The organism is Donghicola sp. XS_ASV15 (assembly GCF_041224595.1).
Classification (GTDB): domain Bacteria; phylum Pseudomonadota; class Alphaproteobacteria; order Rhodobacterales; family Rhodobacteraceae; genus Donghicola.
In genome coordinates this window covers 219,896-239,697 of the sequence record NZ_JBGFGN010000129.1, presented here as the reverse complement: position 1 = coordinate 239,697, position 19,802 = coordinate 219,896, and the positions used below count along the sequence as shown (strand labels likewise).

The window sequence follows — 19,802 nt, the reverse complement described above, 5'->3', positions numbered from 1 at the left end:
AACCTCACAGAATTGGCCTGACGGCCAATGCGCCTTGGACCGGGCTTGCTATATGAGGGCCGCACGCTCCAAGGCGCTCGCCCCAAACTGGCCGACTTTTGCTCCGCCACAATGGCCGAATTTTACTCCGCCGTTGACATAAATGATCGTTATTCAATTGCAAAAACACACAGAACATCTCACTCCCCTTAACGTTTATACACGTATAAAGTGAACGTGGTACCCCTTGTGTCGCCTTTTATGACAAATTTTCGCCATATTGCACTGGGCAAGGCGAAAAATCGACTAACGGGTCAGAGATTTGAAGGGATACTTTGACGTTCGCGTCCTCAGAGCAGATGGTAAATTTCGGTCTGAGAAAAAAGCGCCGACGTTCTAGGAAACGCGCGAACAGGACAGAACGTCGGCGCAACCCCGTAGGAAAAAACGGGGTATTCATTGGTCAGTGGCAGTTATTCCCCGCCACCAAGACCATGTACATAAGTCGCAACTGCAGCGATTTCGGCATCAGAGAGACGCTCGTTCCAGTTCGGCATGACGCCAAAGCGGGCCTGAGAGACACTGGTGATCAGCGTATCGTAATCCCCACCATAGAGCCAAATGGCGTCGGTCAGGTTAGGCGCACCTTGGGTGCGGTCCCCTGTTCCGTCGTCAGCGTGGCAGCTGGCGCAGTTGTCTGCGTAAACGACAGCACCGTCTTCGACCAAAGCCGGATCGTTGGGCTCTGTGCTCAGGGACATGACGTAGTTCACGACCTGACGGATCTCTTCTTTTGAGAGAAGTTCGTCGGTACCGAAGGACGGCATTTGGCTGTAGCGGGCATCCGGATCGGTTTCGTTGCGGATGCCGTGGCTGATGGTGGTGTGGATCTCTTCGATCGAACCACCCCAAAGCCAGTCGTCGTCCAGCAGGTTGGGGTAACCAGTGGCCCCCGCTGCGCCCGAACCGTGACACTGCGCGCACCAAGTGCGGAACACAGCAGCGCCGGCGTTGTTGGCGTAGCTCTGCAGGTCGGCGTCCGCGCTGATCTGGGTCAGCTCTGCACTTGCCAGACGGTCGTTGATCGCTGCGTTCGCCTCTTCGACAGACGCGATTTCTTCTGCAACGTTCTGGCGGGTCGAGAAGCCCAGAATACCAGGGGTTGCGCCGTTCAGCAGAGGCCATGCCGGATAGGCGATGGTGTAGAGAACGCCCCAGAAGATACAGGCGTAGAAGGTCCACAGCCACCAGCGGGGAAGAGGGTTGTTATACTCTTCGATACCGTCCCAGCTGTGACCGGTGGTTTCGACCTCTTTCTTTTCAGGTTTCTTGCTCATGTCCGAGCCTCCTCGTGGTCATTTGCCGGGCGATCTTCGTTGCGGAAGATGCTTTCCGCTGGCTTCCGGTATTCTTTGGTCGAACCGGGACGGAACACCCAAACAATCGCGGAGACGAAGAACCCGAAGAGGAACAACAACATCCAGCTGTCCGCGAACTGGCGGGTAATGGTGTACATATCCATCACATCACCTCTTAGCGGCTTGCATCCGGGTTGAAGGTCGAGAAGTCGACCAGCGTACCCAGCATCTGGAGATAGGCGATCAGTGCATCCATTTCGGAAATGCCGGGCTGACCGTCAAAGTTACGCACCTGCGCGCCGGGGTAGCGTTCCAGCAGACCGTCGTAATCGCCCCAAGGGTCGATTTGGACGTTGAAGTCTGCCACAGCGTTTTCCAGCATCTCTTCGGTGTAGGGGACACCAACAAAGGCGTTGGTTTCCATCAGTTCACGGACGTGCTCCGCTTCGATCAGGGTGTCCTCTAGGAAGCCGTATTTCGGCATCACCGATTCAGGAACAACGGACTGCGGGTCGCGCAGGTGGTCTACGTGCCATTCGTCCGAGTAGCGACCGCCCACACGCGCAAGGTCGGGACCTGTGCGCTTGGAGCCCCACTGGAACGGGTGGTCGTACATCGACTCCGCCGCCAGGCTGTAGTGACCGTAGCGCTCGACCTCGTCGCGCATCGGGCGGATCATCTGGCTGTGGCAGACGTAGCAGCCTTCGCGGATGTAGACGTTGCGGCCTTCGAGCTCCAGCGGAGAGTAGGGGCGGACGCCCTCTACTTCTTCGATGGTGTTCTCTAGCCAGAACAGCGGGGCGATTTCCACGATGCCACCGATGGTGACAACGAGGAAGGCGAACACGAACAGCAGCGAGCCGTTGGTCTCGAGGATTTTGTGCTTATCGAGAATAGACATGCTCCGGCACTCCTTATTCAGCCGGGACAGCGGCGCTGGCTTCGGCTTTCGCCGGCGCTTTGGCCACAGTCATCCAGAGGTTATAGCACATGATGATCGAACCGCTGAGGAACATCACACCACCAAGGCCACGGGCAACGTACATCGGGAACTTCGCAGCAACGGTGTCGGCAAAGCTGTTCACGAGGAAGCCGTTTGCGTCCACTTCACGCCACATCAGGCCTTCCATGATACCGGTCACCCACATGGATGCCGCGTAAAGGATGATGCCGATGGTCGCGAGCCAGAAGTGCCAGCTAACAAGGCTCAGGCTGTACAGACGCTCTTTGTTCCAGAGCTTGGGAACGAGGTAGTACAGAGCACCGAAGGTGATCATGCCGTTCCAGCCCAGTGCGCCAGAGTGTACGTGGCCGATGGTCCAGTCAGTGTAGTGCGACAGCGAGTTCACAGCGCGGATCGACATCATCGGGCCTTCGAAGGTCGACATGCCGTAGAAGCCAACCGAGATCACCATCATACGGATCACGGGGTCGGTGCGCAGCTTGTCCCATGCACCCGACAGGGTCATCAGACCGTTGATCATACCGCCCCAAGAAGGCATCCAGAGCACGATCGAGAACACCATGCCAAGGGTCGAGGCCCAGTCAGGCAGCGCGGTGTAGTGCAGGTGGTGGGGACCCGCCCAGATGTAGATGAAGATCAGGGCCCAGAAGTGGATGATCGACAGTTTGTAGCTGTAGACGGGACGCTCGGCCTGTTTGGGGATGAAGTAGTACATCATGCCCAGGAAGCCCGCAGTCAGGAAGAAGCCCACAGCGTTGTGGCCGTACCACCACTGGGTCATCGCATCCTGCACGCCAGAGAAGACCTGCACCGACTTCGAACCCCAGATGCTGACGGGCACCGACAGGTTGTTCACGATGTGCAGCATAGCAACGGTGACGATGAAGCTCAGGAAGAACCAGTTCGCAACGTAGATATGCTTCTCTTTGCGCTTGAAGATGGTGCCCATGAAGACGACCAGATAGACGACCCAAACGATGGTCAGCCACCAGTCAACGTACCACTCGGGCTCGGCGTATTCCTTGGACTGGGTTGCGCCCAGAAGGTAGCCGGTCGCCGCCAGAACGATGAACAGGTTGTAGCCCCAGAACACAAACCAAGCTGCGTTGCCGCCGAACAGGCGCGCCGCCGAGGTGCGCTGTACCACATAGAACGATGTCGCGATCAGGGCGTTGCCGCCGAATGCGAAAATCACCGCGCTGGTGTGCAAGGGACGCAGACGGCCAAAGTTGGCGTAGCCTTCTGCCCATTCAAAGTTCAGTGCCGGAAAGGCCAGCTGAAATGCAATAAAGGTCCCGGCGAGAAAGCCGACAACGCCCCAGAAGGCGGTGGCGACGACGCCATAGCGAACAACACCGTCCATGTAGCCGGTTTCGACGGCGACTTTTTTGACGGGTTCATCGGTGTTGCGCAGGGTCCAGAGAAAAAGGCCACCGGCCACAACCATAATAATAATGGCGTGTACCATGTAGGCCAGATCGCGCGCGTAGTTGGCGGCGATGGCTGCGAACAGCGTAATCACCCCCAGCGCGGCTAGCTTAAGATAATTTATCATACCACGTCCCTTTGTCTTCCCGCGAATCCGAAGTGAAATGGACACACGGGCTCCATTGACTGGGCTCATATGGCGTGTCTGAGGCTCACAATTCTTTGATCTGAGTCAATCGCGTCACCAAGGCCGCATTCGAATTGTTGATGCATCTCAAAGTGGGGCGTTTTGTCCGAAGGTAGAGTCGTTCTCAGATGTCCAACTCAGGAGGACGAGATGGCTTACAAAACACTTTTCACCACTGTGACTGATCCTGCGGCGGCCGAGGCCCCGCTCAATGTAGCCACGGCGCTGTGCCGTGCGTGGGATGCGCACCTGGATGTGCTGACCATGGGCATCGACCGCACCCAGACCGGTTATTACTATGCCGGTGCCAATGCGATGGTTTTGCAGGAAACTTTGCAACGCGCCCAAGCCGAAGCAAATGATCTAGAGGCGCAGATTCGCGCCAAGCTGGAACCCGAAGATCTACGCTGGAACGTGGAAACAGCGGTCGCCGCGATTGCCGATCTGGGACGCCATGTGGCCGCCCGCGCGCGATTCTCTGATCTGGCGATTATGGCGCAACCTTATGGGGATTCGACCGGCGTGGAGCTGGAGCCTGTGCTGGAGGCCGCACTCTTTGATGGGGACACTTCGGTGCTCATGGTACCCACGGGGTATGATGGGCCAACTGATTTCAAACGCATTGTGATTGGCTGGAACGAGAGCGCCGAGGCGCTGAATGCCGTGCGCCGCGCGCTGCCGCTGCTCAAGGCGGCAGAGTTCGTCTCGATCGCGATCATCAATCCTCCGACCCATGGGCCCGAACGGTCTGATCCCGGCGGCCGTTTGTCGGAATTCCTGTCGCGTCATGGCGTACACGTGGAAATCTCGGTTCTGGCAAAGACGATGCCGCGGATTTCTGATGTGCTGGCCCGTCATGCCGAAGACAGCGGCGCCGATCTGATGGTGATGGGGGGCTACGGTCATTCTCGCTTCCGCGAGGCGATTCTGGGTGGGGCAACCCGCGGCATTCTAGAAAACGCAAAGCTGCCCGTGTTCCTGTCGCACTAAAACAGGCCGCTAGAATGACAAAAGGCGCGGGGGTACGCGCCTTTTCTATCTTCCGGTGTTAGGCGAGCATCCCGCCGTCTGAATCGTCCCCGGCCTCTTCAAGCAGGCGACCCATGTCGGGGACCGTCACGTGACGCTTCCCCTCCAGTTCAATCACTCCATCGCGTTTCAGGGCACTGATCTGACGGCTCACGGTTTCCAGCGTCAGGCCCAGATAGTCGGCCATCGCCTCGCGCGTCAGGGGCAGGTCAAAGACCAGACGCCCTTGGGTCGCTTGCATCTTGAGCGTGGCATCGCGTCGGGCGATGATCGCCAAAAGGGACGCAATCTTTTCCCGAGCAGTCTTACGCCCCAGAACCAGCATCCATTCGCGGGCCGCATCCAGTTCATCCAGTGTCATTTCCAGCAGGCGTTCGGCGATGTGGGGCGTCTTGGCCATCATCTGCTCAAACGGTTTGCGCCGGAAGCAGCACATGACCATGTCAGTGATCGCGACCACATCATATGCCGCACGATCGCGACCAGGCCGACCGACAAAGTCACTGGGCAGCAACAGGCCGACCATCTGGGTGCGGCCGTCTTCCATGGTTTGGGTCAGGGTCGAGATGCCAGACACGACAGAGCCCACAAAATCCATCTGGTCACCGGACCAGATCACGGTCTGTCCCGCCTCATAGCTGCGATAGTACTTGATCGATTCGAGCAACTCTAGCTCGTCTGTCTCGCAGCGCGCACAGACGGCTCGATGCCGGATCGGGCACCCATCGCAATTATGGGGATCAAATTTCAAAGTATCGTTCAACATGATCGTTCGCGCTTGATCTGGGTCAAGGATGACCCGAGGAGTCATCTTTAACGGTAGGCGTATGGACACGAAAACACAATTCGCCAAATTGGGTCTGTTTGACGCAAAAGTCCCGCGTTACACCAGCTACCCCACCGCGCCGCACTTTTCGAACGACGTCTCGCCGACCGATTTCGAAGGGTGGGTGAAGGCTATTCCGGCCGGGAACAGTATCTCGCTGTATATCCATGTGCCCTTCTGTCGTAGGCTCTGCTGGTTTTGCGCGTGCCGCACACAGGGCACACAGAGCGATGATCCGGTACGGGTCTATCTGCAGACGCTCAAGGCGGAAATTGCATCGCTTGGTCAAATTCTACCTAAGGGCGTCACTCTGTCGCGTCTGCATTGGGGTGGCGGCACACCGACTCTGCTGTCGGCGGCTATGATGACCGATCTGGCGCAGTCCGTTGCTGCGATTGCGCCGTTCGCCGAGAACTATGAATTTTCGGTCGAGATCGACCCCAACGAGATTGACGAGGCCCGTCTTGATGCGCTGGCCGCGGCGGGCATGAACCGCGCGTCGATCGGGGTTCAGGATTTCGATGACGAGATTCAAGAGACGATCGGCCGGATCCAGAGCTTTGATGTCACCAAAAAGGCGGTCGACATGATCCGCGCGCGGGGCATCCAGTCCCTAAACGCGGACATCCTTTATGGCCTGCCGCACCAGTCCAAAGAGCGGATCAACGAGTCGGTGCAAAAGCTGCTGTCTCTGTCGCCGGACCGCGTGGCTCTGTACGGTTACGCGCACGTGCCATGGATGGCCAAGCGCCAGCAGATGATCCCGTCTGACGCGCTGCCCACGCCCGAAGAGCGGCTCGATCTGTTCGAGACGGCTCGCCAACTGTTCATGTGGGACGGTTACACCGAGATCGGCATCGACCACTTCGCTCTGAAGGGGGACGGTTTGGACGTGGCTCTGCGCACGGGCAAGCTGCGCCGGAACTTCCAAGGCTACACCGACGATACGGCAGACGTGCTGATTGGTCTGGGGGCATCGTCGATTTCGCGGTTCCCGCAGGGGTACGCACAGAATGCGTCCTCGACTTCGGCCTACACCTCGGCTGTCCGCGCGGGGCAGTTTGCGACAGCGCGCGGGCACACCTTCAAGGGTGGGGACCTGCTGCGTGGCCGGATCATCGAGATGCTGATGTGCACCTTCGAGATCGACGGGGATGAGCTCCAGCGCGACTATGGGTTGGGCACAGCCACACTCAAGGCTTATTACGAAGAGGTCGCCACGAAATACGAGGGCATGATCGAGGTGGTGGGAACGCAGTTGACGATCAAGCCCGAGGCCCGCGCGATGACCCGCATTATTGCGCGTGATTTCGATGCTTATGACCTGAGTAAAGCTGGCCACAGTTCCGCGATCTGACACCGCACCAAAGCCCGCATGTAAAAGCGCCCGAAGGACACATCCTTCGGGCGTTCGTTTTTGGCGCGCTCAGCGGCGGCACAATTCCTTGATGCCCATGGCGATCTCGGGTTTTGCTGCCAAAGTGTCCTGAACAATGGCGCGCGCTTCATCCATTAGAGCCTCGGGTGCGATCAGCCGGTCCACAAGACCAAAGGAAAAAGCCTCGTCTGCTGTGATTTTTTGCCCGCCCATGAGGATGAGCTTCGTCCGCGAAGGGCCGATCAATTTGGCCATGCGGACGGGATCGCTGGGTTGGGGCATGAACCCCAGCTTCATCACTGGATAAAAGAATTTTGCTGTCGGCACCGCGATCCGCAGGTCGCAAGCCAGTGCCATACCCATCGCACCGCCAGCAAGCGTGCCGTTCAGTGCCGCGACCGTCAGGCCCTGAACTGCCGCCACCGCAGAGGACAGACGTTCCCAAACCGTATCAACGGCGAGTCCCGCGCGGGCCTCTTCCAGATCAGCACCAGCGCTGAACACTTTTCCCTCGCCAGTCAGGATCAGGGCGCGGGCATCTTTGGCAGCCTCGAACGTGTCGGCCAAAGTGACCAGCATCTCTTTGGTCAAAGAATTCGCTTTGTCGGGGCGGTTGATACAGATGGTCCAAAGGTCCCCATCGCAGGCTACGTCAATCATATCAGTCCTACCTTGCGCCGGATGTCCTCATCCCGCAGAGAGATTTCCCCGCCGAGCCAGTCATCAGCTTCGGCACTGCACATCCAGACCAGCGCCTTCGCGGGCCACTCGGCGGGGATGTGTTCCGACCAATCAAGCTGACTCACCGCGTTAATGCCACTGGCCTTGATGTCGCGCTGCATATCAGTGGCCACAGTTCCCGGTGACAGGCCGATGGCGCGAATGCCGTTGGCGCGCTCTTCTAGATCGAGCGAACGAGTCAGCATCTGGGCTGCGGCTTTGGACGCACAATAGGCGCTCCATCCCTCGACGGGGCGCGAGGCTGCGCCAGAGCTGATGGTCAGGATAGACCCGCCGCCTTGGGATTTCATGACGGGAAGGGCAGCGCGCATCCCGTGAAAGACACCTTTGACATTGATGTCGATCAGGTGCCCCCATGCATCGGGGTCGTTGTCCTGCAGGTGGCCAATGGGATCGATCACTCCTGCGTTGCCAATCAGGACATCCAAACTGCCAAACGTCCCGACAGCGGCCTGAATGGCGGCTTCGACTTCCCAGTAACGGCTGACGTCGCAGGGAATAGCCAAGGCTTGCCGCCCGATGTCCCCCGCGATCTCTGCAATTTCGTCTCCCTTGCGCGCGGCAAGGACCACATTCGCCCCTTGTTCAGCAAATTCCCGTGCCGCAGCGGCCCCGATCCCGCGGCTTGCTCCGGTCACAAATACGCACTTTCCAGCCAAGTCTGCCATGAGATCCTCCTGATGTACTTTGAACATTCGTAATAAACCCCTAGGTTGAGGTCCAGAAAATCAGCCTTGACGATTTCGCGATATAGAGCCGAAGGTCGGGCGGAATAACGCTAAATCGAAAGGTACGTTATGACCAATCGTGTATTGCTGGGTGCGTCAGTCGCATGGAGCGCACTGGCCACAGCCGCAGCCGCAGATGTCACCCCCGAAGAGGTGTGGTCCGGCATGCAGTCGGCAATCAATGCAGCTTATGGTGGTTACACCGCAGCTAGCGAAGAGCGATCCGGCGACACGCTGACGATCACTGATCTGAAGGTCTCGCAGACCGATTCTGACACCTCTTTTACCTTTGTTGTGCCGAGCATGGCCTTGTCGGACAACGGCGATGGGACTGTCACAGTCACCACCTCGCCTGAATACGATGGGCAGATGTCTGTTACCGACGAAGGCGAAAAGCTGGATATCGACCTTTATATCCGCCAGATCGGTGCGACGATGATCGTCAGCGGCACAGCCGATGACATGACCACCACCTACAATGCCGAGTCGGTGGCTGTCGGCCTTGATGAGATGCTGATCAACGGCAAAAAGATGGACGACGCGATGTTCGAGTTGTCGTTCAACGGAATGAGCGGCACAACCGATTTGCGCCCCGACGCGATGGAGCAGGCGTATGACGTCGAGAACATCCAACTGGATCTGGGCCTGACCGATCCCGAAACCGGCGAAAAGGTCAAAGTCGAAGGGTTGTTTGACACCATTGCGTTCACCTCGAAAAGCGAAGGCGAGAACGCCGCTATGCAGGACTTCCACCGGATGGCCGAAGCGGGTGGAACGATGTCTTTTGACGTCACCACCGGTTCGAACACCGTGAACGCAAGTGGCACAGCAGATGGCAGCCCGTTTGCCGTGTCGCTGCGGTCCTCTGGCAGTTCGATGTCCAGCAATGCAAATGCGGATGGTTTGACATACGACTCTTTGGCGCGCGACGTTCAGGCGGTTGTACAGGTAAATGCCTTCCCGCAGCCGATCGAATTGCAGATCGCCGAGTATAGCGTCAACGCAGCGAGCCCGATCCTGCCTAGCGAAGAACCCGCGCCTGTGGCGCTTGGTTTCGCGCTGCGTGACTTCACGATGTCTGATGCGCTGTGGGATATTTTTGACCCCGCCAAGGTTCTGCCCCGCATTCCGGCAACCATTGCGCTTGGCCTCGAGGGCGACGCGATTCTGAAAGCACCGTTGTTTGATCCCGCACAGTCGGCCCGGATCGAGACAATGTTCGAAGAGGGGAACCCGCCTGTCACGCTGGACAATCTAAGCCTGACCGAGCTGGAAATCACCGCAGCTGGCGCAATGATCACAGGCACTGGCGACATGATGTTCGACAATACAGACCTTGAAACCTTTGATGGGTTCCCCCGCCCCGAAGGCCAGATTGCGCTGCGTGCTGTGGGACTGAACGGTTTGCTGGATAACCTTGGCCAGATGGGCATTCTACCGCCCGAACAGCTGATGGGGCCCCGTATGATGCTGTCAATGTTCACTGTGGTCGAAGCACAAGACACCCTCACCTCGACCATCGAGATCAAAGAAGGTGGTCAGATTTTGGCCAACGGTCAACGCATCCGCTGATCTGAAAACACTCAGCCCCCCTTCTTTGCATAGGGGGGCTACCTTGCAAGCGAACGCCTTGCAGGCTACCTCAGAACCCTAAGATCGGAGGTACCGAATGACGCAGCGGCTAGAGACCCTCACCCAGCAATTGCTCGACGCAGCCAAGCGCGCCGGCGCAGACAGCGCCGACGCCATGGCTTTGCACGGCACATCGATAGAAATCGATGTGCGTCAGGGCAAGCTGGAGCAGGCAGAACGATCCGAAGGGGTCGACATCGGATTGCGCGTCATGATTGGGCAGCGTCAGGCCAACGTATCGGCCTCGGACACCAGCGCAGCCACGATTGAAACTCTGGCGGCCCGCGCAGTCGCCATGGCCAAAGAAGCCCCCGAAGACCCCTATATCGGGCTTGCAGACCCCTCTGAGTTTGCAAGCGAATGGGATGTCGGGGCGCTGGAACTGGCCGATCCCACCGAGGAACCCTCTGCCGCAGAACTGCAAGAAGACGCGCGCCGCGCCGAAGCCGCCGCGATGGCTCAGGACGGTGTGACGCAGGTCCAATCCGCTGGCGCCAGCTATGGTGCGCGTGATGTCTGGATCGCAACCAGCAACGGCTTCTCCGGCGGATACGGCCGAACCGGGCGCAGCCTGTCTTGCGTGGCCATCGCAGGCGAAGGGCTGAAGATGGAACGCGACTACGACGGAGACTCGCGCACGTTCCAGGCGGATCTGCGCAGCCCCGAAGAAATCGGCGCACTGGCAGGGGAGCGCGCAGTGGGCCGCCAAGGCGCCATCAAACCTCCAACCGGCGCCTATCCCGTGATGTACGACGAGCGCATTTCGTCCGGTCTGATCGGTCACCTATTGTCCGCCGTGAATGGCGCAATGGTCGCGCGTGGCTCCAGCTTCTTGCGCGAAGACTTAGGTCGCCAAGTCCTGCCCAAATCGCTCTCGATCACCGAAGATCCCCTACGCGCGCGGCAAACCGGTTCGCGCCCCTTTGACGCCGAGGGGCTCCCGACGTCGGCCCGCACGATTGTGCAGGACGGTATTCTGATGGGCTGGACGCTTGATCTGGCAACGGGGCGGAAACTGCGGATGCCCTCTACTGCGAATGCGGGCCGCAGCCCCGGATCTTCGCCATCGCCTATCGTATCGAACGTTGCCTTGACCCAAGGCGACAAATCACGCGAGGAATTGCTACGGGAAATGGGCACCGGCCTGCTGGTCACATCTCTCATTGGCAGCAGCATCAACCCAACCACCGGTGACTATTCCCGTGGGGCCTCTGGCTTCTGGGTCGAGAACGGAGAGATCGCCTATCCGGTGAACGAATGCACCCTCGCGGGAAATCTCCGCGATATGCTGATGCAAATCACCCCCGCGAACGATGCGCGCAGCTACCTGAGCCGCGTCGTTCCCTCTTTGCTTGTAGAAGGTCTCACCATTGCAGGATCTTGAGGCGGATCAGGCGCTCTTGGCCGAAGCGGCGCAAAAGGCGGGTGAGATTGCATTACGCCACTTCCGCAACGCGCCACAGGTCTGGCACAAGCCCGATGACGCGGGCCCAGTGACCGAGGCCGATCTAGAAGTCGACAACTTCCTGCGCAGCTTTTTGACCGAGGCACGCCCCGATTATGGCTGGCTGTCCGAAGAAACCGAAGACGACGCCACACGCCTTCATGCGGACCGTGTTTTCATCGTTGACCCGATTGATGGCACCCGCTCTTTCATTCAGGGCGAGAACAGTTGGTCCCACTCGCTGGCGATTGCGGACCGCGGCAAAGTCACCGTTGGCCACGTCTTCCTGCCTGTCAAAGAGCTGGATTATTCCGCAGTCGCGGGGCAAGGCGCATTCCGGAACGGATCAGCGCTGCAAACATCGACGCGGAGCAAGTTGTCAGGCGCAGACATTCTGGCAACCCGCCCGAACATGGAGGCGCAAAATTGGCGCAACCTGCCACAGATCACCCGCCACCACCGCCCCAGTCTGGCCTATCGACTGAGCTTGGTGGCCGAAGGCCGCTTTGACGCGATGCTGACCCTGCGCGATGCTTGGGAATGGGATATTGCCGCGGGTAGCCTGATCGCAGCCGAGGCCGGAGCCCAAGTTACAGACCGCAAGAATGTGCCTCTTGTCTTTAACCGACCTGACCCCGCCAGCGCGGGCGTGATTGCTGCAAATACGGCACTTCATCAGGAAATCTACAAAGCGCTGCGGTAAAACCGGCGAACGCTTGCTGCCCGCTTGACTGGTTGCTTGACCCGAGACGACAATCCCATAGTCTGAGCCGTCGCAGATTTCTGACCAATTGAATATACCCCGCAGATGTACCGCCACCTTGCTCTTTCCTTCGCCGTGGGCCTGAAACCCGGTCGCCGCGTGGATGCCGAAACCTTGTGGGCTCCGCGCCCCGAAGGAATGCTTCTTTGGCTGCATGCTGGGAGTTCACCCGATCTGGCGGCGCTGCTTCATCTGATTCCACGTCTCGAAGCTCTGGAACCTGCCCCCGCAATTCTCTTGACCTTGCAAGAGGGATTGGGATGCCCCGGCGCGCTGCCCAATAACGTGCTGTTGCAGCAGGCCCCGCAAGAGAACGTCGCGCAGACGACGGCCTTTGTGCAGCACTTCAAACCTGACCTTGGTCTGGTCTGCGGCCCGCCCCTGCGCCCTGCTTTGCATTGGACGATGAGCCGAGAGGGTATTCCCGTGACCCTCGTGAATACCAATATCGCCGAGATTGATCCTCCGGGGTTTCGGTTACAGCGCGCTGCGACCCAAGCTTTGGCGCAGTGCTTTACCCAGATTATCTGCAAAGACGACATCGCCGCCCGGCGCCTGAAGCGTCTGCGCGGCGAGATGGCGCCGGCCATTTCTCTGGGGCGGTTAGAAGAGGGTGGCGCGGTTCCCGAGATTGACCCCGACATGGCCGAAGAGTTGCGCACGGAGATATCGGGGCGCCCCGTCTGGTTTGCCGCGCAGACCCGCGCTGGCGAAGAACCAATGATCGCCGAAGCCCAACGCCAGATGAAACGCTATTCGCATCGCCTGCTTTGCGTTCTCTCGCCTGCTGAATTAGAACGAGGCCCCGATCTGGCCGAACACCTGCGGGATCAAGGCTGGAATGTCGCGTTGCGCAGCGCATCGGAACCTCTGACCGAGGACGTGCAGATGGTCGTCGCGGACGCCGAAGAAGAGGTCAGCGTGTGGTATCGCCTTGCGCCGATCACCTTTGTCGGTAGCTCACTGGTGCCGGGCTACGGGGGGCATGACCCATTTCCTGCCGCAACTTTGGGCTCTGCTTTGTTATACGGCCCGAATGTCGGAAACTACCTCGACAGCTATAGCCGTCTGGTAAACGCGGGGGGTGCGCGTATTGTCAAAGATGCCAGTTCCCTTGCGCAGGGCCTGCAATTGCTGCTTGCGCCGGACAAGGCAGCCGCCCAAGCCCACGCGGCGTGGGACGTGGCCTCGCGCGGGGCGAAAGTGACTGATAAAGTGCTCGAAATCTTCCAAGAGCAGCTCGACGAAAAGGCCTTCTGACCCGATGCAAGCACCGTCTTACTGGTATACCGCGCCCGATCAGCCCAATTGGCGGGCACGGCTGATGGCTCCGCTGGGTGCGCTCTATGCGAGCGCGACGGCCCGTCGTCTTGCCAGAGGATCTTGGACCAAAGCCGAAGTTCCCGTGATTTGCATCGGGAATATTAACGCGGGCGGCACTGGCAAAACGCCAACGACAATTGCAATCGCTCAGCGCCTGCTCGAAGCAGGACACAAACCGCATATCGTGTCACGCGGGTATGGCGGGGCCGTAACGGAACCGACCACCGTCAACGAACGAACTCATCGTGCAGAACAGGTCGGAGACGAGCCCTTGCTGATGGCCGCTTTCGCGCCAGTTCACGTGTCGCCGGATCGAGTTGCAGGAGCAGAGCTTGCCGTTCGGTCGGGCGCAGATGTTATCTTGCTTGATGACGGTTTCCAGAACCCCGGGCTGGTCAAAGATATCTCTGTGGTCGTCGTCGATGCCGACAAAGGGTATGGCAACGGCCGCTGCATCCCTGCCGGCCCATTGCGAGAGCCGGTTCCGGTCGGCCAAGCCCGTGCGGACATCACGTTGTCGATCGGAGCGCCAGACGCGCAGGCCCGCTTTGCCAAACAGTGGCAGGATCAGATCACAACCCCCCATATGACAGGGCAACTCAAACCACTGCGCACGGGAATGGACTGGTCAATGATGCCTTTGCTCGCCTTTGCAGGCATAGGTCATCCAGAGAAATTCTTTGGGACGCTCCGCAGTCTTGGTGCGCCTCTGGTCCGGACAGAAGCCCTGACAGACCATCAGGAACTCACGCCTGCGCTGATGCAACGGCTCGAAAACGATGCCCGCACTGCCGGAGCTCAACTGGTGACAACAGAAAAGGACGCCGTCCGCCTGCCAGAGAGCTTTCGCCGCAAAGTACTGACGCTGCCTGTCCGGCTCGAAGTTCAAGACTGGTCACCGCTAGACAAGAAACTAGCAGCGCTAGGGTTAAAGACACCCTAAGACGTATTAATCTTCGTGTTCACCCAGTTTCGGGGCGGCTTTGTCCAGTGACAGCTCCGCCTCGGAAAAGCGGATCGGCGTCCGCACACCGGGCACGCCATCGGGTGCGATCTGCATCTGGCGCGCCACGATTTGCGGATCGGCAAAGACTTCGGACATATCATTGATCGGCCCAGCGGGGACGCCCTGCACTTCGCATGCGGCCAGCAGGTCAGCTTTGGTCCAGCCCGCGATCACAGGCGTTAGCGCCTGATCCAAAGCGGCCCGATTGGCGACCCGCTCAGGGTTGGTCGCGAAATCCTGCGTCGCCGCCAAAGCCGGCATCCCCAGCAATTCGCAGAATCGCGCAAACTGTGCGTCATTCCCGACAGCGATAATCAGGTGCCCATCGCTGCACGCAAACACCTGATAAGGCGCAAGATTCGGGTGGGCGTTCCCCAGCCGCTGGGGCGCATCCCCCGTGGCCAGATAGTTCATGGCCTGATTGGCCATCACCCCGACCGCCACGTCAAAGAGCGCCAGATCCACCTGCTGCCCCCTGCCCGTGCGGTCGCGCTGATAGAGAGCCGCCAGGATCGCGTTGCTCGCATAGAGGCCCGTAAAAATATCGGTAACTGCGACACCCACCTTCATGGGCTGCCCCTCGGGCGATCCAGTCACGGACATCAGGCCCGACATACCTTGGATGATGTAGTCATAGCCGGCCCGCGCGGCATAGGGTCCGTCCTGCCCGAAACCCGTGATCGAGCAATAGACCAAGCGCGGGTTCACCTCGCGCAGGCTCTCGTAGTCCAAGCCGTACTTCTTCAGCCCACCAACCTTGAAGTTCTCGATCAGGACATCGGCATCAACGACCAGTTTGCGCACAGCCTCTTGGCCTTCGGGAGTTCGAAAATCGGCAATGACCGAGCGCTTTCCACGGTTACAGCAGTGGAAATAGGCAGCACTCCGGTCGCCCTCTCGCTCGATAAAGGGCGGGCCCCAGCGGCGGGTGTCGTCGCCCTCGGGGCTTTCGACTTTGGTGACCTCGGCCCCCAAATCGGACAGCAGTTGACCGGCCCAAGGGCCGGCCAGAATACGCGCCAGTTCGACGACTTTTACACCTGCAAGAGGCGCGGTCATTCGGCCTCGGCGAGCGCCTCGTCGAGGGCAGCAGAGAAGTCAACATAGTTCATGTTCGGCTTCTTTTCGCCATTGATAAAGAAGCTTGGCGTGCCGGTGATGTTATCCTTGGCGTCGTTCGCTTGATACCAGTCAACCAGCGCCTGCGCTTTGTCCGCGTCGCTCAGGCAGGCATCCAGCTGCGCATCGTCCAAGCCTGCAATCTTGGCGTAGCGGCGCAGATGACCGACCATGTCTCCTGCGGACTCCGCACGCGCCCATTCGCTCTGGTTTTCAAAGATCAGATCAGAGATCCCAAAGTAACGCAGCGGACCGCCGCAACGCGCCACCATCGACGCCCACAGGCCGGGGCGGTCGAAATACGCCTCACGGAAGACGAACTTCACCTTGCCGGTATCGATGTAGTTCTTCTTGATTTCCTTTAGCGGACCATCATGGAAGTTTTTGCAGTGCGGGCAGGTGAACGACGCGTATTCCACGATAGTCACAGGTGCGTCCTCTGCCCCCATGACCATCTCGGTCACGGTCGCTTCGGCGGGGGCCTCGTCTGTGGCAGCGTCCGCGGTCGCGTCTTGCGCATAGGCTGCGGCGGGCAGCAGCGACGAAGAGGTTTCAGGCGTGCTGGTCAGCCAGAACGCGCCACCAAGGGCGGCGCCTGCGATCAGGACGGATGCGAACAACTTACGGGTCATTTAGGCCTCACGTTTTGGGTCTTGTTCTTCAGGTATACGTTCTGCGCCAGCCGTTCCAGCGCAGCGCGAAGGTCATTGTCCCCCACGTCAGCGGCCGTCTGTGCAGCAGCAGCGCGAATTTCAGGGGTGGGCTGGGGCTTCGATTTTTTCTGTGCGTGGCCGAACTGCGCCTGCCCTTCGGCAAAGCCAGTCGGCGCAGTTTGCGTGATGTAGACCCGCGCGATCGCATTGTAGCCGTAGCAGGAATTGACGCGGTTGCGGATCATATCCTTTTGCATTTCCAGCATCGGAGCGTTCGCACCGGTGGTCAGCAGGGTCAGCGTCGCCCCCATGCCTTGGCGTCCATAGCCAACCTTCACGGGGCGGGCGATCGCGGCGATATCCTCGCCCACGACCTCGGACCAATGGGTCAGCAGACGCGCCACGGCAAAGCCGCGCTTTTCGCCAACCTGGCGAATCTGCGTCGTCAGCAGATTGCTGGTGCGGGCAAAGCCGCGCGTGGATGGCTTGCGTGGGGCCATAGGTCTTGCATCCTTCTGTCTGGCACTATTCTAGTGACACGCGCCCCGAGGGCCAGAGCCCTATTGGCACAAAGGATAAAGAATGCGTGACACTTCGGCGATCCCGGTTCCAAAATCTGAAACATTGCTGGACTGGTACGATGGCCACGCCCGCAAGATGCCTTGGCGTGTCGGCCCTGCCGAGCGCAAGGCTGGCGTGCGCCCCGATCCCTATCGCATCTGGATGTCAGAGGTCATGTTGCAGCAAACCACTGTTGCTGCGGTCAAAGACTACTTCCTCAAGTTCACCGGAAAATGGCCAACGGTCAGCGACTTGGCCGCAGCCGAGGACGCGGACGTCATGGCCAATTGGGCCGGTCTGGGGTACTACGCCCGTGCCCGGAACTTGCTGAAATGCGCCCGCGCGGTGGCGGATGAACATGGCGGCGTGTTTCCACAGACCTATGCGGAGCTGCTGAAATTGCCGGGCATTGGTCCCTACACGGCGGCGGCCGTCGCCTCGATCGCGTTTGATGAGCCTGCGGTTGTGGTGGATGGCAACGTCGAACGGGTGATGTCGCGTATTTTCAATGTGCAGACGCCTCTGCCCGACGCGAAACCGGAGCTGACCGAATGGGCTGCGACGCTGACGCCAGCAGATCGTCCCGGTGACTACGCTCAGGCTGTCATGGATCTGGGGGCGACCATCTGCACCCCGCGCAATCCGGCCTGCGGGCTGTGCCCGTGGCGGGATAACTGCCGCGCGCGGCTCGAAGGCACGCCCACCGACCTGCCTCGCAAGAAGCCCAAGAAAGCCAAGCCCAAACGTCGTGGCTTTGCCTATATCGCGCGCCGTGTGGACGGCGCCTATCTGCTGGAAACGCGGCCAGAAAGCGGGCTGCTTGGCGGCATGCTGGGGTGGCCTGGCTCTGACTGGGCCGAAACCGATCCCGTGCCTGTCCCTCCGATCCGCGCCGAATGGAAGACCCTGAACGAAGAAGCAAAGCACACCTTTACCCACTTCCACCTAAGCCTGACGGTCCTGACCGCGCTGGTCCCAATGGAACGGCAGCCCGAGCGCGGCGAGTTCATTGAGGCAGACGCATTTGATCCCGCGTCCCTGCCCACGGTGATGCGCAAGGCATTTGCCCTGACAGATCGTGGCAAAACGTGAATTTGACGCGGTTGGCAAAGGGCTTAGGCTGCGCGCAATGATCATTGGAGCCTGACATGATTCCCGCTGTACAAGTGTCCCGTTTTTCACGCGCCCTGCCGTTCTGGCTACCGGTCCTGCTGTTGCCATTGGCATGGTTCTGCGCGGTCACAGGAGGATTGGCGATTCTGCTGATGCCGATCGTGACGTGGTACATGTTCAGCGTGTTGGACGCTGTTGGCGGCTTGGAAACCGAGAACGCCGACCCCGAGACGCCCGAATCGGATTTGTTCTGGTACCGCGCGATCACCGTCATGTGGCCACCTCTGCAATTCGCGACTTTGTTCGGGATGATCTGGTACGTGACCCGCGCCGAACACCTGAATACCCTGGAAAGCATCCTGATGTTTTTTGGCGTCGGGGTGATCACGGGGACAATCGGGATCACCTATTCCCACGAGTTGATGCACCAGAAAAACGCCAAGGAACGGTGGCTCGGGGACATCCTGCTGGCGATGGTGATGTACTCGCATTTCCGCAGCGAACACCTGCGCGTCCACCACATCTATGTCGGCACTCCCAAAGATCCGGTGACCGCCCGCTATAACGAGGGCTTCCACAGGTTCTTCCCCCGCGTGCTGCGCGAATCTATCGTGTCCTCGTTCAAAGCGGAAAAAGCGATGCTGGCCCGCCGTGGCTTGCCATGGACGCACAAATCGAACCCCTTCTGGCGGTATTGGGCGCTGCAAGCAGCGATGCTGGTGCTGGCGTTTGGGGTCGGCGGATGGGCGGGGCTTGGCCTGTTCCTGTACCAAGCCTTCATCGCGATCTGGCAGCTAGAGATCGTGAACTATGTCGAACACTACGGCCTGACCCGAAAACATTTGGGGGATGGCAAGTACGAGCACGTCAAGCCGCACCACAGCTGGAACGCCTCGCACAAGGGGACCAACTGGCTGCTGATCAACCTACAACGCCATTCGGACCACCATTACAAGCCCGACCGGCGCTTCCCCCTGCTGCAGAACTATTCCGAGGATGAGGCCCCGCAACTGCCCCACGGCTATCCGCTCATGACGATGGGCGCGATGATCCCCAGTTACTGGCGGCGGGTGATGAACCCCAAAGTGCGGGAATGGCGGGCCAAGTATTACCCCGAGATCGAGGACTGGAAGCCCTATAACAAAGGGCAGAATCCCCTGCCCCGTTAACGGTGCTCGCGGATATATTTGATGACGTCTTCGGCGAACGCGCCAACAGCGAGGAAAAAGAACCCCGCGCCGATAAAAATGTAGCCGGATGTGAATAGCTTGCCCGCAGGCGTCACTGGCACCAGATCACCGTAGCCGACGGTGGAAATCGTGATGACCGAAAAGTAGAGAGCTTGGACGAATCCCCAGCCTTCGATGTGCATGTAGAGCACAGAGGCAATCGACACCAAAATCAGGTTCACTGAAAACAGAGCCAGAACCAATTGGTGCGTGAACGCTTCGTAGATGGCCCGAAGCAGGCGGATGTAGGCCGTCAGTAGCTGCATCATCGCCTCGAAAAAGCGCCCCGCCGCGAATGGGATTACCAGCGGGGCGAAGTTGAGACCGCGTATGACAAAGAA

Annotated in this window: 20 protein-coding genes; 9 read left to right on the top strand and 11 right to left on the bottom strand. The window is 59.4% G+C overall.

Annotated features, from left to right (window positions below; all coding sequences use genetic code 11):
- Window positions 1-452: 452 nt before the first annotated feature.
- From ccoP to ccoN, 4 genes are read right to left on the bottom strand one after another with little or no spacing between them, the layout of a single operon-like run.
- A complete protein-coding gene (gene ccoP, locus AB9K37_RS09495) occupies window positions 453-1,316 on the bottom strand; it encodes a cytochrome-c oxidase, cbb3-type subunit III (RefSeq protein ID WP_369837647.1) in 864 nt (287 codons plus the stop codon).
- On the bottom strand, window positions 1,313-1,501 hold the full coding sequence (locus AB9K37_RS09490) for a cbb3-type cytochrome c oxidase subunit 3 (protein ID WP_072708508.1): 189 nt from the start codon (window positions 1,499-1,501) through the stop codon (window positions 1,313-1,315). Before AB9K37_RS09490 ends, ccoP begins: the two co-directional genes overlap by 4 nt.
- An 11-nt stretch (window positions 1,502-1,512) precedes the next feature.
- Complete coding sequence (ccoO, locus tag AB9K37_RS09485; RefSeq protein WP_369837643.1) at window positions 1,513-2,238, bottom strand: cytochrome-c oxidase, cbb3-type subunit II; 726 nt, start codon at window positions 2,236-2,238, stop codon at window positions 1,513-1,515.
- A gap of 13 nt (window positions 2,239-2,251) precedes the next feature.
- Window positions 2,252-3,856 carry a cytochrome-c oxidase, cbb3-type subunit I gene (gene ccoN / locus AB9K37_RS09480; RefSeq protein WP_072708504.1) on the bottom strand — a complete coding sequence of 535 codons (1,605 nt, stop codon included), beginning with the start codon at window positions 3,854-3,856 and terminating at the stop codon, window positions 2,252-2,254.
- A gap of 210 nt (window positions 3,857-4,066) precedes the next feature.
- Between ccoN and AB9K37_RS09475 the strand changes: the two genes are divergently transcribed.
- Window positions 4,067-4,906 carry a universal stress protein gene (locus AB9K37_RS09475; RefSeq protein WP_369837640.1) on the top strand — a complete coding sequence of 280 codons (840 nt, stop codon included), beginning with the start codon at window positions 4,067-4,069 and terminating at the stop codon, window positions 4,904-4,906.
- Between the two features lie 58 nt (window positions 4,907-4,964).
- Here the strand turns inward: AB9K37_RS09475 and fnrL are convergent, their stop codons facing one another.
- Window positions 4,965-5,711: a transcriptional regulator FnrL gene (gene fnrL, locus AB9K37_RS09470; RefSeq protein WP_369837637.1), complete on the bottom strand. Its 747-nt coding sequence runs from the start codon at window positions 5,709-5,711 to the stop codon at window positions 4,965-4,967.
- Window positions 5,712-5,772: 61 nt separating this feature from the next.
- Between fnrL and hemN the strand changes: the two genes are divergently transcribed.
- Complete coding sequence (hemN, locus tag AB9K37_RS09465; RefSeq protein WP_369837634.1) at window positions 5,773-7,128, top strand: oxygen-independent coproporphyrinogen III oxidase; 1,356 nt, start codon at window positions 5,773-5,775, stop codon at window positions 7,126-7,128.
- 69 nt (window positions 7,129-7,197) lie between these two features.
- Here hemN and AB9K37_RS09460 read toward each other — a convergent pair whose 3' ends face one another.
- Both AB9K37_RS09460 and AB9K37_RS09455 read right to left on the bottom strand, forming a co-directional pair.
- Window positions 7,198-7,809, bottom strand: a complete 612-nt coding sequence (locus AB9K37_RS09460; RefSeq protein WP_369837631.1) for an enoyl-CoA hydratase/isomerase family protein — start codon at window positions 7,807-7,809, stop codon at window positions 7,198-7,200.
- Entirely contained in the window at window positions 7,806-8,558 is a 753-nt protein-coding gene (locus AB9K37_RS09455) for an SDR family oxidoreductase (RefSeq protein WP_369837628.1), read from the bottom strand. Before AB9K37_RS09455 ends, AB9K37_RS09460 begins: the two co-directional genes overlap by 4 nt.
- A 129-nt stretch (window positions 8,559-8,687) precedes the next feature.
- Here AB9K37_RS09455 and AB9K37_RS09450 point away from each other — a divergent pair, with 129 nt between their 5' ends.
- The 5 genes from AB9K37_RS09450 (at window position 8,688) to lpxK (ending at window position 14,723) form a co-directional block, all read left to right on the top strand.
- Window positions 8,688-10,190, top strand: a complete 1,503-nt coding sequence (locus AB9K37_RS09450; protein ID WP_369837625.1) for a hypothetical protein — start codon at window positions 8,688-8,690, stop codon at window positions 10,188-10,190.
- 97 nt (window positions 10,191-10,287) lie between these two features.
- Window positions 10,288-11,634, top strand: a complete 1,347-nt coding sequence (locus AB9K37_RS09445) for a TldD/PmbA family protein (RefSeq protein WP_369837622.1) — start codon at window positions 10,288-10,290, stop codon at window positions 11,632-11,634.
- On the top strand, window positions 11,621-12,397 hold the full coding sequence (locus AB9K37_RS09440) for a 3'(2'),5'-bisphosphate nucleotidase CysQ (protein WP_369837619.1): 777 nt from the start codon (window positions 11,621-11,623) through the stop codon (window positions 12,395-12,397). Before AB9K37_RS09445 ends, AB9K37_RS09440 begins: the two co-directional genes overlap by 14 nt.
- Window positions 12,398-12,502: 105 nt before the next feature.
- Window positions 12,503-13,717: a 3-deoxy-D-manno-octulosonic acid transferase gene (locus AB9K37_RS09435; protein ID WP_369837616.1), complete on the top strand. Its 1,215-nt coding sequence runs from the start codon at window positions 12,503-12,505 to the stop codon at window positions 13,715-13,717.
- A gap of 4 nt (window positions 13,718-13,721) precedes the next feature.
- A complete protein-coding gene (gene lpxK / locus AB9K37_RS09430) occupies window positions 13,722-14,723 on the top strand; it encodes a tetraacyldisaccharide 4'-kinase (protein WP_369837613.1) in 1,002 nt (333 codons plus the stop codon).
- Window positions 14,724-14,729: 6 nt separating this feature from the next.
- Here the strand turns inward: lpxK and AB9K37_RS09425 are convergent, their stop codons facing one another.
- From AB9K37_RS09425 to AB9K37_RS09415, 3 genes are read right to left on the bottom strand one after another with little or no spacing between them, the layout of a single operon-like run.
- The gene (locus AB9K37_RS09425) at window positions 14,730-15,845 is read right to left on the bottom strand and encodes a CaiB/BaiF CoA transferase family protein (RefSeq protein ID WP_369837610.1); all 1,116 of its coding nucleotides are present in this window, start codon (window positions 15,843-15,845) and stop codon (window positions 14,730-14,732) included.
- Window positions 15,842-16,537, bottom strand: a complete 696-nt coding sequence (locus tag AB9K37_RS09420) for a DsbA family protein (RefSeq protein ID WP_369837607.1) — start codon at window positions 16,535-16,537, stop codon at window positions 15,842-15,844. The genes AB9K37_RS09425 and AB9K37_RS09420 overlap by 4 nt, the downstream gene beginning before the upstream one ends.
- A complete protein-coding gene (locus AB9K37_RS09415) occupies window positions 16,534-17,058 on the bottom strand; it encodes a DUF721 domain-containing protein (protein WP_369837604.1) in 525 nt (174 codons plus the stop codon). The genes AB9K37_RS09420 and AB9K37_RS09415 overlap by 4 nt, the downstream gene beginning before the upstream one ends.
- Before the next feature lie 82 nt (window positions 17,059-17,140).
- Between AB9K37_RS09415 and mutY the strand changes: the two genes are divergently transcribed.
- Together mutY and AB9K37_RS09405 are read left to right on the top strand one after the other, a co-directional pair.
- Window positions 17,141-18,211 (top strand): A/G-specific adenine glycosylase, encoded by a 1,071-nt coding sequence (gene mutY, locus AB9K37_RS09410; RefSeq protein ID WP_369837601.1) that lies wholly within the window; start codon window positions 17,141-17,143, stop codon window positions 18,209-18,211.
- 56 nt (window positions 18,212-18,267) lie between these two features.
- Complete coding sequence (locus tag AB9K37_RS09405; RefSeq protein WP_369837598.1) at window positions 18,268-19,401, top strand: alkane 1-monooxygenase; 1,134 nt, start codon at window positions 18,268-18,270, stop codon at window positions 19,399-19,401.
- On the opposite strand, the gene AB9K37_RS09400 is transcribed toward AB9K37_RS09405, so the two are convergent.
- Window positions 19,398-19,727 (bottom strand): potassium channel family protein, encoded by a 330-nt coding sequence (locus tag AB9K37_RS09400; RefSeq protein WP_369837595.1) that lies wholly within the window; start codon window positions 19,725-19,727, stop codon window positions 19,398-19,400. The two genes, AB9K37_RS09405 and AB9K37_RS09400, sit on opposite strands and share 4 nt — an antisense overlap.
- Between the last annotated feature and the right edge of the window lie 75 nt (window positions 19,728-19,802).

Excerpts from the sequence above, each read along its gene's own strand:
- ccoP (WP_369837647.1), bottom strand. The coding sequence starts at position 1,316 with ATGAGCAAGAAACCTGAAAAGAAAGAGGTCGAAACCACCGGTCACAGC.
- hemN (WP_369837634.1), top strand. The coding sequence starts at position 5,773 with ATGGACACGAAAACACAATTCGCCAAATTGGGTCTGTTTGACGCAAAA.
- ccoO (WP_369837643.1), bottom strand. The coding sequence starts at position 2,238 with ATGTCTATTCTCGATAAGCACAAAATCCTCGAGACCAACGGCTCGCTG.
- AB9K37_RS09425 (WP_369837610.1), bottom strand. The coding sequence starts at position 15,845 with ATGACCGCGCCTCTTGCAGGTGTAAAAGTCGTCGAACTGGCGCGTATT.
- AB9K37_RS09455 (WP_369837628.1), bottom strand. The coding sequence starts at position 8,558 with ATGGCAGACTTGGCTGGAAAGTGCGTATTTGTGACCGGAGCAAGCCGC.
- AB9K37_RS09420 (WP_369837607.1), bottom strand. The coding sequence starts at position 16,537 with ATGACCCGTAAGTTGTTCGCATCCGTCCTGATCGCAGGCGCCGCCCTT.
- AB9K37_RS09460 (WP_369837631.1), bottom strand. The coding sequence starts at position 7,809 with ATGATTGACGTAGCCTGCGATGGGGACCTTTGGACCATCTGTATCAAC.
- AB9K37_RS09450 (WP_369837625.1), top strand. The coding sequence starts at position 8,688 with ATGACCAATCGTGTATTGCTGGGTGCGTCAGTCGCATGGAGCGCACTG.
- AB9K37_RS09435 (WP_369837616.1), top strand. The coding sequence starts at position 12,503 with ATGTACCGCCACCTTGCTCTTTCCTTCGCCGTGGGCCTGAAACCCGGT.
- lpxK (WP_369837613.1), top strand. The coding sequence starts at position 13,722 with ATGCAAGCACCGTCTTACTGGTATACCGCGCCCGATCAGCCCAATTGG.
- fnrL (WP_369837637.1), bottom strand. The coding sequence starts at position 5,711 with ATGTTGAACGATACTTTGAAATTTGATCCCCATAATTGCGATGGGTGC.
- mutY (WP_369837601.1), top strand. The coding sequence starts at position 17,141 with ATGCGTGACACTTCGGCGATCCCGGTTCCAAAATCTGAAACATTGCTG.
- AB9K37_RS09400 (WP_369837595.1), bottom strand. The coding sequence starts at position 19,727 with ATGCAGCTACTGACGGCCTACATCCGCCTGCTTCGGGCCATCTACGAA.
- AB9K37_RS09475 (WP_369837640.1), top strand. The coding sequence starts at position 4,067 with ATGGCTTACAAAACACTTTTCACCACTGTGACTGATCCTGCGGCGGCC.
- AB9K37_RS09415 (WP_369837604.1), bottom strand. The coding sequence starts at position 17,058 with ATGGCCCCACGCAAGCCATCCACGCGCGGCTTTGCCCGCACCAGCAAT.
- AB9K37_RS09490 (WP_072708508.1), bottom strand. The coding sequence starts at position 1,501 with ATGGATATGTACACCATTACCCGCCAGTTCGCGGACAGCTGGATGTTG.
- ccoN (WP_072708504.1), bottom strand. The coding sequence starts at position 3,856 with ATGATAAATTATCTTAAGCTAGCCGCGCTGGGGGTGATTACGCTGTTC.
- AB9K37_RS09445 (WP_369837622.1), top strand. The coding sequence starts at position 10,288 with ATGACGCAGCGGCTAGAGACCCTCACCCAGCAATTGCTCGACGCAGCC.
- AB9K37_RS09405 (WP_369837598.1), top strand. The coding sequence starts at position 18,268 with ATGATTCCCGCTGTACAAGTGTCCCGTTTTTCACGCGCCCTGCCGTTC.